Annotated in this window: 10 protein-coding genes; 5 read left to right on the plus strand and 5 right to left on the minus strand. The window is 73.7% G+C overall.

From position 1 onward, the window contains the following. Positions 1 to 69: 69 nt before the first annotated feature. On the minus strand, positions 70 to 645 hold the full coding sequence (locus tag AC1MIR_RS14915; protein ID WP_480028978.1) for a carboxymuconolactone decarboxylase family protein: 576 nt from the start codon (positions 643 to 645) through the stop codon (positions 70 to 72). Between the two features lie 132 nt (positions 646 to 777). Here AC1MIR_RS14915 and AC1MIR_RS14920 point away from each other — a divergent pair, with 132 nt between their 5' ends. Beyond that, positions 778 to 1,692 (plus strand): LysR family transcriptional regulator, encoded by a 915-nt coding sequence (locus AC1MIR_RS14920; RefSeq protein WP_480028979.1) that lies wholly within the window; start codon positions 778 to 780, stop codon positions 1,690 to 1,692. Here the strand turns inward: AC1MIR_RS14920 and AC1MIR_RS14925 are convergent, their stop codons facing one another. The 3 genes from AC1MIR_RS14925 to AC1MIR_RS14935 are packed head-to-tail and all read right to left on the minus strand — an operon-like array spanning position 1,693 to position 5,390. Beyond that, positions 1,693 to 3,696 (minus strand): tripartite tricarboxylate transporter permease, encoded by a 2,004-nt coding sequence (locus AC1MIR_RS14925; RefSeq protein ID WP_480028980.1) that lies wholly within the window; start codon positions 3,694 to 3,696, stop codon positions 1,693 to 1,695. It lies immediately after the preceding gene. Between the two features lie 6 nt (positions 3,697 to 3,702). After that, on the minus strand, positions 3,703 to 4,449 hold the full coding sequence (locus tag AC1MIR_RS14930) for an aspartate racemase/maleate isomerase family protein (RefSeq protein ID WP_480028981.1): 747 nt from the start codon (positions 4,447 to 4,449) through the stop codon (positions 3,703 to 3,705). Next, the gene (locus tag AC1MIR_RS14935; protein WP_480028982.1) at positions 4,449 to 5,390 is read right to left on the minus strand and encodes a Bug family tripartite tricarboxylate transporter substrate binding protein; all 942 of its coding nucleotides are present in this window, start codon (positions 5,388 to 5,390) and stop codon (positions 4,449 to 4,451) included. Before AC1MIR_RS14935 ends, AC1MIR_RS14930 begins: the two co-directional genes overlap by 1 nt. 149 nt (positions 5,391 to 5,539) lie before the next feature. Between AC1MIR_RS14935 and AC1MIR_RS14940 the strand changes: the two genes are divergently transcribed. From AC1MIR_RS14940 to AC1MIR_RS14955, 4 genes are all read left to right on the plus strand, one after another. After that, positions 5,540 to 6,646, plus strand: a complete 1,107-nt coding sequence (locus AC1MIR_RS14940; protein WP_480028983.1) for a TRAP transporter substrate-binding protein — start codon at positions 5,540 to 5,542, stop codon at positions 6,644 to 6,646. Positions 6,647 to 6,665: 19 nt separating this feature from the next. Beyond that, positions 6,666 to 9,722 carry a sensor domain-containing protein gene (locus AC1MIR_RS14945; RefSeq protein ID WP_480028984.1) on the plus strand — a complete coding sequence of 1,019 codons (3,057 nt, stop codon included), beginning with the start codon at positions 6,666 to 6,668 and terminating at the stop codon, positions 9,720 to 9,722. Positions 9,723 to 9,818: 96 nt separating this feature from the next. Then, positions 9,819 to 10,163: a YciI family protein gene (locus tag AC1MIR_RS14950; RefSeq protein ID WP_480028985.1), complete on the plus strand. Its 345-nt coding sequence runs from the start codon at positions 9,819 to 9,821 to the stop codon at positions 10,161 to 10,163. Between the two features lie 164 nt (positions 10,164 to 10,327). After that, the gene (locus AC1MIR_RS14955) at positions 10,328 to 10,546 is read left to right on the plus strand and encodes a hypothetical protein (RefSeq protein WP_480028986.1); all 219 of its coding nucleotides are present in this window, start codon (positions 10,328 to 10,330) and stop codon (positions 10,544 to 10,546) included. 30 nt (positions 10,547 to 10,576) lie between these two features. Here the strand turns inward: AC1MIR_RS14955 and AC1MIR_RS14960 are convergent. Continuing rightward, the coding region (locus AC1MIR_RS14960) for a GNAT family N-acetyltransferase (RefSeq protein WP_480028987.1) at positions 10,577 to 11,162 on the minus strand (586 nt) is incomplete at its 5' end.

Consider the following 11,162-nt stretch of genomic DNA (forward strand, 5'->3'; position numbering starts at 1 on the left):
GCCCCTGCGCCCCGCTTTCGGCGCGGAAGGCGTCGAGCTCGGCCTGCAGGCCGCCCATCGCCGCGTCCATCACGCGGCCGCCTTCTGCCGGCGGGACGGCGCGACCCAGGCGGTCTTCGCCATGAAGCCATCCAGCGGCGTGCCGGTCAGGTGGTTGGCGTAGTTGCTGATGGTCTTGGCGGCGACGGCGACCAGCACTTCCAGCGCCTGGCGGCTGGTGTAGCCGGCATCCAGGAAGTCCTGCAGCACGCGGGGCGGGACGCGGCCGCGCAGATTGACCAGCGCGGCAGTGTAGGCGCGCAGCGCCTCGAGCTTCGGATCGGCGAGGCGACCGCCCTCGCGCAGCGCCTCGATCGTCGCGGCGTCGAGCCCGGCGCCCTGCGCCAGCACGGAATGGCCGGAGACGCAGTATTCGCACTCATGGATCGCGCTGACGGTCAGGTAGGCGACCTGCTGCTCGGCGGGGCTGAAGCTGGTCTTGCCGAAGGCGTCGAAGAGGTGGCCATAGGCCTCCAGCGTCACCGGCGCCTCGGCCAGCTTGGCGTGCAGGTTGGGCACGAAGCCCCAACCGGACTTGGCGCCGGCCAGGATGGGGCGCGCCGCCTCGGGCGCGGTCTCGGGGTTGTGGGTGGGGAAGTCTGTCATCGGTCTGCTCCTCGGTCGCGGCGTGGCGCCGTGGGGAGGTTTTGCCGCGCGGCGCCGGCGGGCGGATCGCGCAACGACCGGCTTGGCCCCATCCGCTTTCCGGATAGCCTGGGCGGGTGGCAGGATCGGCGGATGGACCTGCTGCTGCATTTCCGCACCTTCGTCCGCGTCGCCGAGCTCGGCGGCTTCTCGGCCGCGGCGCGGGCGCTGAACGCCTCGCAGCCCGCCGTCTCCCGGCAGGTGGCGGATCTGGAGGCGCGGCTGGGGGCGCGGCTGCTGCACCGCTCCTCCTCCGGCGTGTCGCTGACGGAGGACGGCGCGGCCTTCCTCGACCAGGCGCGCGCAGCGCTGGACGCGGCGGAGGCGGCGCTCGGCACGCTTGGCGCGCAGCGCGGCGAGGTGACCGGCCGGGTCCGGCTGGGCGCGGGCGTCGCCTTCGGGCGGCTGCATGTGGTGCCGCGGCTGCCGGGGCTCCTCGCGCGGCATCCCGGCCTGTCGGTGGAGCTGCGGCTGGCCGATGGCGCAGCGGACCTGGTGGAGGAAGGGCTGGATGCGACGATCCGCATCGGCGCGCTGACCGATCCCGGCATCGTCGCGCGACGCATCGGCATGACGCGCCGCGCGGTGGTGGCGACGCCCGACTACCTCGCGCGCGCCGGCACGCCCGAGCGGCCGGAGGACCTGGCGCGGCACGAATGCCTGCTCTTCACCGGGCTGGCCACCGGCGAGGCCTGGCCCTTCGAAGGCGCGGAGGGCCGCGTGCTGGTGCCGGTGCAGGGCCGCTTCCGCGCCAACTCCAGCGAGGCGGTGCGCGCCGCGCTGCTGGCCGGCATGGGGCTGTATCTGGCGCCCGTCTGGCTCTTCGCGGAGGAGCTGCGCGACGGGCGCGTGGTGCCGGTGCTGCCGGACTGGACGCCGAGCCTGCTGCCGATCCAGGCGGTGTTCCCCACGCGCCGCCAGGTGCCGCCGCGCGTACGCGCGGTGGTGGAGCATCTGGCCGCCGAGTTCCGGCTGGACCCAGTGCTCAGCGACCACGCGGGCGTGTAGCTACAGCGGCGGCGCGACGTCCCCGCCGATCAGGCCCGGCACCAGCGGCGCCACGACGCCGCGCCAGAGCGGCGCCTCCACCAGCCAGGAGAAGGCCCAGGGCAGCGCGACCGCGAAGAGCAGCGCCAGCGGCAGCGCGCGCGTTGCGCTCATGCGGTGCACGCCGAGCCAGAAGGCGAGCAGGAAGGCCGCCATCGCCAGCACGAAGCCGAGCCAGAAGGCGAGCGCCAGCGCCGCGACGAGCAGCGCCGCGAGCTTCAGCAGCGCCGCCGCATCCGGCACGGCGACCCGGCGCAAGCCGCCCAGTGTGGTGACGAGCACGAAGAGTTGCAGCACGACCGCGAGCGCCAGCACGCCCGTCGCGACCGGCCCGCCGCGCCAGCCGCTCGCCAGCGTTTGCCAGAGCAGCGCGGCGAGGCCGGCGAGCAGCAGCGCGGCGAAGATGGCGGCGCCGGTGGAGAAGGCCGCTTCCTCCGTCGCATCGCGCTTCGCGCGCAGCACCTTCGCGCCGCAGAACAGCGCGGCGACCAGCGTCGCGCCCGCCAGGACGGCCGCCACGGGAGAGCCGACCAGCACGGAATAATCGCCGAGCGAGCTTTGCAGCGCGGTGTAGAAGTTGCGCTCGATCACGTCGCCCAGCACGAAGCCGATCACGACGCCGATCACCGAATAGCCGTAGAGCCGGAACAGCGCGCCGAGCACGCCGATGGCGGCGAGCGCCGCGAGGTCCACGGCGTTGCCGCGCACCGTGAAGGCGGACATCAGGGACGCGACCAGCACCACCGGCGCCAGGATGCCCATGTCGAAGCCCGGCAGCCGCGCAAGCCAGGGGCTCGCCAGCGCCGTGCCGATGGAGGCGATGAAGTTGGAGAAGAGCAGGCCGAAGACCAGCGCCCAGGCCAGCGCGCCATGCTGCGACAGGAAGGCGGGGCCGGGCTCGAGCCCATGGATCTGCCAGGCGGCCAGCACCAGCGCCATCTCGGCATTGCCGGGGATGCCGAAGAGCAGCGTCGGGAACAGCGCGCCGCCCTCCTTGGAATTGGTCGCGGCCTCGGTGGCGACCAGCGCGTCCTCGGCGCCCTTGCCGATCTTCTCGCTGTCCTTCGTGGTGGCGACGGCGAGGTTGTAGGAGAGGAACTGCGCGACGGTGCCGCCCACGCCCGGCAGCGCGCCCACCGCGGTGCCTAGCGCGGAGGAGCGCAGGAAGATCCCCTTGTGCCGGAAGGGCGCGCGCCAGCCATCCAGCGCCTGCTGCTTCCAGTCGTCGCCGACCGGCGGCGCGGCGCGCGTGACCTGCCCCGCCTCCCGCCCGCGCGCCCAGACGCCGGCCACCTGCAGCAGGCATTCGGAGACGACGAGGAAGCCGATGACGACGACGACGATCTCGATGCCGTCCAGCAGATAGGTGCTGTCGAAGGTGAAGCGCGGCACGGGCAGGCGCGGGCCACCCATGCCGACGATGGCGAGCACGACGCCGACGGCGATGGCGACCAGCCCCTTGGCGGGCGAGCCGCTGACCGCCAGCACCATCGTGACCAGCCCGAACACCGCGACCCAGAAGGTCTCGGCCGGGCCGAAGGCGATCAGGAAGGGCAGGAAGACCGGCACCAGCGCCAGCAGCACCACCACGCCGAACACCGCGCCGAGCCAGCTTGCCGCGGCCGAGAGGTTCAGCGCGAAGACCGCCCTGCCCTGCCGCGTCAGCGGATAGCCTTCCAGCATCGTCGCGGCGTTCTGCGCGGTGCCGGGGATGTTGAGCACGATGGCGGTGACCGCGCCGCCATTGCCGGCCGCGCCGATGATGCCCGCGAAGAAATACATCGCCTGCACCGGCGTCCACCAGTAGGTCAGCGGCAGGAACACGGACATGGCCGTGACCGATTGCAGCCCCGGCAGGATGCCGAAGCCGTAGCCGACCAGGGTGCCGAAGGCCATGAACAGCAGCGCGTCGAGCGTCGTTGCCTGCGCGAAGCCTTCGGCCAGCGCCGCGGCGAGCCCTTCCACGCCGGCTCAGCCCGCGCCGCGGTCGAGCAGCATGCCGTGGCCGCGCGGGATGCCGGCGAGGCCGAGCGCGCGGAAGGCGGCGAGGAAGTCGGCATGGTTCTGCGCCACGACCGGCTTCCTCAGCCGCGCCTCCAGCGGCAGCACCACCTCCACCGCGGGCAACTGGCCGGAGGGGATCCACACCGCGTCGAAGTCGGGCTCCTCCGCCGCGGCGGCGAGCGCGGCGCGGAACAGCGCTTCGGGCGCCACGTCCTGCAGGAAGTCGAAGGAGGCGGGGACGGAGACGAGGCGGGAGAAGGCGTAGCCCTCCGCCTCCACGAAGGTGCGAAGCTGGCCGTTCAGCACCTCGTGGAAGGGCGTGACGGCCAGGATGCGCTGAGCGCCGAGCAGCGCGAAGGCATCCAGCGCGGCGCGGATCGTGGTAGTGCAGGGAATGCCGCCGGTCGCTTCCGCGAGTTCCGCCAGCAGCACGCGATCATACCCGGGCCCCTGCGCCACCACGATCGGCGAAGCGACATGCAGCAGGAAATCGACCTTGCGGGCGGCGAGGTAGCGCGCGGCGTCCTTCACCTGCGCCAGCGCCTGGCCGTATTGGTTCGCCGCCCAGCCGCCCATCCCGCAGGTGACGCCGCAGAGCATCGCGCCCTCGGGCGCGATGCGCTGGAAGTCGAGCGGGATGCGCTCCAGCACCGTCGGGCTGATCACGCCGATGCGCGCGCGCCAGCCCGGCAGCAGCAGGGTGGGTGCGGCCATCAGAAGGCGCCGCGCAGCGTCGTCGCATTCTCCTGCAGAAGCTGCTGTGCGCGGCCGAGCGAGCCCGGATAGTCGGCCGAGAACACCCAGTTCCGCTCCAGCCGGGACTGGGTGACGAAGGCGTCCCATTCGGGCTGCTTCACCACGTTGTTCAGCGCCGCGATCAGCCGGTCGCGGATCGCCGCGGGCAGTTCGGGCGGGGCGGCGACGCCGCGGATCACCGTGACATCGGCGAGGTTCGCCAGGTTGATGTCCTTCAGCGCCGGCACCTCCGGCAGGCGGGGATCGCGCTCGGCGTCCCAGGACAGGATCGGCTGCACCGCGCCCGCCGTGATGTGCTGCGCCCAGAGCGAGGGGCCGAGCGAGGCGAGGTCCACATCGCCGCGCACGGCGGCAAGAACCAGCTCCGGCGGCCCCTGCACGGAGACGAAGGCGACCGGGAAGCCGAAGGCGCGGCCGAGCAGCGCGCATTGCATCGCGCCGGTCGAGATGCCGCCGAAGGTGCCGCAGCGCACCGGCTGGCGCGTGCCGCGCAGCTGCTCGAGGCTCTGCACGCGCCCGCGCGCCGAGGCGACCATGGTCTGGGTGCCGGCCGACCAGTGGCCGAGCCAGGTCAGGCGCAGCACGTCGAAGGGCTGGGGCTGCACCAGGGCGAGGCCGATCTGCGCCACCGGATCGCCGGCGCCGAGCGTGTGGCCATCGGGGGCGGCGCGGTAGATGCGGTTGTAGCCGGTGGCGCCGGGCACGTTCTGCACGGCGACCGGCACGCCGAGATCGCGCGAGAGCAGCGGCGCGGCGGCGCGCATGTTGCGGTCGGCGAGCGAGCCGGCGGTGAAGGGCACCACGATCTCGATCGGGCGCGTGGGCTGCCAGCCCTGGGCCGCGGCGGTGCCGCCGATCAGGCCGAGGATCGCGCAGAGGGCGCCGAGGCGTCGAAGCATGTCCGTCTCCCGTTCTGGTTCCGCAGGGCGCCAGCATCGGCCGCGCCCTCCGCTCCTGTCCAGGCCCGGGCCGCGGATCGTCGCGCCGTTCAGGAAATCTTTGCGGTTCGCGCGCGACCATGCGTGCCGTGAGAGCGGGAGTCCGTCACATGCCGTTTCGCGCGCAGGAAGATCGCGGGGCTGGGTCCGGGGCGCGCCGGCGCTGGGCGACGCACGGGGCCGCACTGCTGGCCGCGTGCTGGCTTGCGTTCGGCGCCGGCGGCGCGAAGGCCGAGCGTCCGATCGAGATCGAGGTGGTCGGCGGCCTCGCCAGCGTCGTGCAGTACACGCGCTACGAGGAACCGTTCTGGACCAGGCGCGTGCCGGAAATCACCGGCGGGCGGCTGCGCGCCGATATCGCGCCCTTCGACCGGCGCGGCATCCGCGGGCAGGAGATGCTGCCGCTGATGCGCCTCGGCGTCGTGCCCTTCGGCAGCGTGCTGCTCGGGCTCGCGGCCGCGGAGGAGCCGGAGCTCAACGCGATGGACCTGCCGGTGGCGAGCCCGGACATCGCCACCTTGCGCGCCACCGTGGCGCGCTGGCGCCCGCATCTGGAGGAGCTGCTGCGGGAGCGCTACAGCGTGGAGCTGCTCGGCGTCTATACCTATCCGGCGCAGGTGGTGTGGTGCCGCGAGGCCTTCTCCGGCCTGACGGACCTTGCCGCGCGCCGGGTGCGCACCTCCTCGGTCGGGCAGTCCGAGCTGGTCACCGCGCTCGGCGGCACGCCTGTGGTGATCCCCTTCGCGGAGGCCGTCTCCGCGGTGCGCAGCGGCGTCGTGGATTGCGCCATCACCGGCACGCTGTCAGGCAACGCCATCGGCCTGCACGAGGTCGCGACGCATGTCTCCCGCCAGGCGATCAGCTGGGGCCTGTCGGTGTTCGGCGCCAACATCGATGCCTGGGAGGCGCTGCCCGAGAGCGTGCGGACGCCGCTGCGCGACGGCCTGGCGGTGCTCGAGCGGGAGATCTGGACCGCCGCCGGCGAGGAGACCGAAGACGGGCTTGCCTGCAACGCCGGGCTTGCCTCCTGCCGCCAGGGGCGGCCCGGACGGATGGTCGTGGTCGAGCCGAGCCCGGCCGACGAGGCGCTGCGGCGCGACCTGCTGGCGCGTACCGTCGTGCCCGCCTGGATCCGGCGCTGCGGCGCGGCCTGCGCCGAGGCGTGGGGCCGGATCGGCTCTCCCGCCCCCGGCGTCGCGGCGGCCCGGAGCGAGTAGCGAGCGAGTAGCGCGCGCGATGTCGTCCCGACGCCTGCGCGTTGGGCTCCGCCTGTCCGTCGCGCTGCTGCTGGTCGCGATGGCGGCCGGTGCGGCGCTGCTGATCGAGCGCATGCGCGGCGCGGCGATCGCGGCTGCCACCGACGGGCTCGAACAGGCGGCACGGGCGGCCGAGGCCGCGGTGAACCGCCATATCCTGCAGGTGGACAGCACCCTGGCCGGGCTGCCGGCGCTGCTGCGCACGGCCGCCGCCGGCCGCCCGCTGGAAGCGGCGGTGGCGAATGCGGTGCTGCGCGACCTGAACGTGCAGAACCTGGTGTTCCGCGACGTGCTGCTGGTGAAGCCGGGCGGCGAGGTCTTCGCCGCCTCCCTGTCCTCCACCCGCCAGGCCGGCCTGCCGCTGGAGGCGCACCTGCTGGAGGCGGCGCCGGTCGCCGGCACGCTGTCCGTCGTCGGACCCGTCCGCAACCCGCAGACCTCCGAGTGGTCGCTGTTCTTCACGCGCCCGCTGCGGCTGCCGGGCCATGGGCGGATGGTGGCGGCGGTCGAGGTGCCGGCGCAACTCATCACCGGGCTGCTGGCGCCGATGGGCGACGCGGCGAAGGTGCGCATCCTGCTGGAACGCGCCGATGGCAGCCTGCTGGCCAGCGTGCCGCATGACGAGATGGGGGTGGGCCGCGTCTCGCCGCGTCCGCAAGGCTTCCGCGCCGACGGCGTCGCCTTCGAGGCGACCGGGGCGGCGGGCGCGGAGACCACCATCGAGGTGGTGCGCAGCGCGCTCTACCGCGGCATCCAGCTGCGGGTGACGCGCACGCTCGGCGACATCCTGGCGGATTGGCAGCGCGACCGGAGCTGGCTGGCGATCGTGCTGGCGGTCGCGGCGGGGCTGGTGATCTGCCTGGCGATGGCGATGGACATCGCGCTGCGCCAGCGCGAACGCATGGAGGCCGAGCGCGCCAGCGCCCGCGCGGTGCTGGAGAACGCGATCGAGGCGATGCCGGACGGCTTCGTCATGTGGGATGCGGAAGACCGGCTGGTCACCTGCAACAGCCGCTTCCGCGAGCTCTACGCCGCCAGCGCCGAGTTCCTCACCGCGGGCACGCCCTTCGTCGAGGTGCTGCGCGGCGGCGCGCTGCGCGGCCAGTATCCGCAATGCGGGCCGGATGTGGACGCCTTCGTGCGCGAGCTGATGGCGTGGCGCAAGGCGGATTCGCCCGCGCTGGAGCGGCTGCTGCCGGATGGCCGCTGGCTGCTGGTGTCGGAGCGTCCCACGCCGGATGGCGGGCATGTCGGCATCCGCACCGACATCACCCCGATCAAGCGCGCCATGGCCGACCTCGCCGCCGCGACGGCGCGTGCCGAGGAGGCCTCGGCCGAGGCGCAGGTCCAGGGCGCGCGCTTCCACGCCGCGCTCGACAACATGTCGCAGGGGCTCTGCATGGTCGGCCCGGATGCGCGCGTGATCGTCTGCAACCGGCGCTTCGCCGAGATGTTCGGCCTCGCGCCGGAGGCCACGGCGCCCGGCACGCGCCACGACGAGCTGTTCGCGCACATGCGCGCGCGGGCCAGCCGGCGCGCGCGCCTGGTGCGCACCATCCACGAGCGCCAGCGCCTGCTCGCCATGGCCGGCGAGGCCGGGGATTTCCTGGTGGAGGATCCCGACAGGGCGATCGCCGTGGCGCATCGGCCCATGGCCGGCGGCGGCTGGGTCGCCACCTACGAGGACGCGACCGAGCGCACCCATGCCGAGGCGCAGGTGCGCTTCCTGGCGCATCACGATTCCCTCACGCATCTGCCGAACCGCGTGCTGTTCCGCGACCGCCTGAAGCAGGCGATCCGGGAGACGACGGACGGGACGGCCGAGCAGGGCGAGTCCGTGGCGCTGCTCTGCCTCGACCTCGACCGCTTCAAGCAGGTGAACGACACGCTCGGTCATCCGGCGGGCGACGAGCTGCTGGTCTCCGCCGCGCAACGCCTTCGCGGCTGCGTGCGGCAGAGCGACCTGGTCGCGCGGCTCGGCGGCGACGAATTCGCCATCCTGCACCGCTCGTCGCGCCTGCCGGAGAGCGCCGAGGCGCTGGCGCGGCGCATCATCGACACGCTCGCCGCCCCCTACGACATCGCCGGCAGCCGCGCGGCCGTCGGCGTCAGCATCGGCATCGCCACGGCCGATGCGGAGGGCGGGGCGGATGCCGACGCGCTGATGAAGAACGCCGACGTCGCGCTCTATCGCGCCAAGGCCCGAGGGCGCGGGACCTTCTGCCGCTACGACCAGGCCATGGGATCGGCCGCGCTCCGCCGGCTCGGCCTGGAGGCGGAGCTGCGCGAGGCGCTGGCCCGCGAGCAGATCAGGCTCGTCTACCAGCCGGTGCAGGATCTCGCGGCCGGCCGCGTCGCGGGCTTCGAGGCGCTGGTGCGCTGGTCGCATCCCGGCCTCGGCCAGGTGTCGCCGGCGGAGTTCATCCCGCTCGCCGAGGAGACCGGGCTGATCCTGCCGCTCGGCGAGCTGATCCTGCGCAATGCCTGCGCGGCGGCGGCGGGCTGGCCGGACGCGACGCGTCTGGCGGTGAACCTCTCCCCCGTGCAGCTGCGCAGCGCCGGGCTGGCCGGGCTCGTGGCCGATGCGCTGCGGGAGGCCGGACTGGCCGCGAACCGGCTCGAGCTCGAGATAACGGAGACGGCGCTGCTGCAGGAATCGGAGGAGGCGCTGGCCGTGCTGCGGGAACTTCAGGCGATGGGCGTCTCCATCGCGCTGGACGATTTCGGCACCGGCTTCTCCTCGCTCCGGCACCTGACCAGCCTGCCGGTGGACCGCATCAAGATCGACCGATCCTTCGTCTCCGAGATGGGCAGCCGCGCCGATTGCCGCGCCGTGGTGAGTTCCGTCGCGAGCCTCGCGCGGCAGCTCGGCCTGGCGACCACCGCCGAGGGCGTCGAGACCGCGGAGCAGCTCCGCCTCGTCCAGGCCGCGGGCTGCACAGAGGCGCAGGGCTACTTCATCAGCAAGCCACTGGCGGTGGGCGACGCCAAGGCGCTGCTGCGGCAAGAGCGCTCGACGCGCGCCGACGCGGCCTGAGGCGCCGCCCGCGGCGGCTACGGCCGCGTGCAAACCTCTTCCGCCACTTCGACACATGGTTGAGTATGCCAGCCGGACACGAACCGGGAGGCGCGCTTGCCGCATTTCTGCGTCATTGCCCATGACAGGCCGGAGCCCGGCGGCGCGGCGCGCCGACAGGCATCGCGCCGGCAGCATTTCGACCGGATGAAGCCCTTCGTGGAGAGCGGCGCCGTGCTTCTTGCCGGCAGCATGCTGGCGGAGGACGGCAGCATGGCGACCTCCGTCCTTGTCGTGGACTTCGCGGATCGCGCCGCCCTCGATGCCTGGCTGGCCGAGGAGCCCTATGTCCGCAACCAGGTCTGGGGCCGGATCGAGATCAAGCCGATGTTCGTGGCGGTGGACGGCAGGGGCATCACGCCGGCCTGGCTCGACCTGATGCAGCGCGTGCCACCCGGCTGAGCGGCGCGGCCGGGACCCCGCCGGCCGCGCCGTGCCGCGCAATTCCCTTGCGATGCGGCGCATGCAAGCCGATCGTTAATGGACGCCGTGCAAGGCTGTTGCCCGGTCGCGGCCGCACCTTGGATCGTGCCGGCGCCGTGGCGGGCGACAAGGAGCAAGCGGAGATGGCGGAACACTGCTGGAAATGCGCCACGCCGATCGCGTGGAACGCGGGCATCGGCGCCTTCTGCCCGAACCCCGCCTGCGACGTGCTGGACGCGCTGGAGAGCGGTGGCGCCTTCGAGGTCCGCTTCCTCCTGGACCCCGTCGCGAGCCCGGTCGCGCGGGCCGAGCCCGCGACCGACCCCTCGGTGCCGCGCCGGGAACTGGCGCCGCAGGGCTGACGCCGGCGGGGGCCGCCCCGCCTGGCCGCCTCAGGCAGCGGCCCTGGCCAGCGCCTCGCCGGTCAGGCGGTAATAGACCCGGCTGAGCAGCGCCGCGCCGCTGACGTCGTACATGCTGCGGGCCGGCGCATTGGCGGCATCGGCTGTCCAGTCGAGGGCCGAGAAGCCCTCCGCGACGGTCAGCCGCGCCGCCCCGCGCCGCCGCGCGCGGGCGACGCCGCGGCGGCGCACGGCAGCCGCCACGTAGAGATCCCGGACATAGAGCGAGCGGGTCAGCCGCGCGGCCGGAAAGGTCACGTTGAGGACGATGGAGCCGCAGACGCGTCCGGGATGGTCCACGGCGACCAGGGTACGCGGCGCGAAGCTTTCGGGGGGCGGCGCGGGGCGGCACGCAAGCACCGCCGCGCGCTCGGCTTCCGAATCGGTCACGGGATCGCCGTAGTGACGCTGCATCTCGGCCAGCAGCACCGCCAGGGCGGGAACATCCTGAACGGCCGGCCGCCGGATTTCCAGGACGGGTCGCGATGCCAGGTCAGGCGGGCGCGGCGCCCCCCGGGCCCCCCGGGGGCCGGCCCCCCCCCCCCCCACCCCCCCCCAACCCCCCCCCCCCCCCGCC

Source organism: Falsiroseomonas sp. RANM36, from assembly GCF_056682175.1.

What these genes read in the sequence shown, in the direction of transcription:
- AC1MIR_RS14945 (WP_480028984.1), top strand. Translation starts at nt 6,666, where the DNA reads ATGTCGTCCCGACGCCTGCGCGTTGGGCTCCGCCTGTCCGTCGCGCTG.
- AC1MIR_RS14920 (WP_480028979.1), top strand. Translation starts at nt 778, where the DNA reads ATGGACCTGCTGCTGCATTTCCGCACCTTCGTCCGCGTCGCCGAGCTC.
- AC1MIR_RS14930 (WP_480028981.1), bottom strand. Translation starts at nt 4,449, where the DNA reads ATGGCCGCACCCACCCTGCTGCTGCCGGGCTGGCGCGCGCGCATCGGC.
- AC1MIR_RS14915 (WP_480028978.1), bottom strand. Translation starts at nt 645, where the DNA reads ATGACAGACTTCCCCACCCACAACCCCGAGACCGCGCCCGAGGCGGCG.
- AC1MIR_RS14935 (WP_480028982.1), bottom strand. Translation starts at nt 5,390, where the DNA reads ATGCTTCGACGCCTCGGCGCCCTCTGCGCGATCCTCGGCCTGATCGGC.
- AC1MIR_RS14940 (WP_480028983.1), top strand. Translation starts at nt 5,540, where the DNA reads ATGCCGTTTCGCGCGCAGGAAGATCGCGGGGCTGGGTCCGGGGCGCGC.
- AC1MIR_RS14955 (WP_480028986.1), top strand. Translation starts at nt 10,328, where the DNA reads ATGGCGGAACACTGCTGGAAATGCGCCACGCCGATCGCGTGGAACGCG.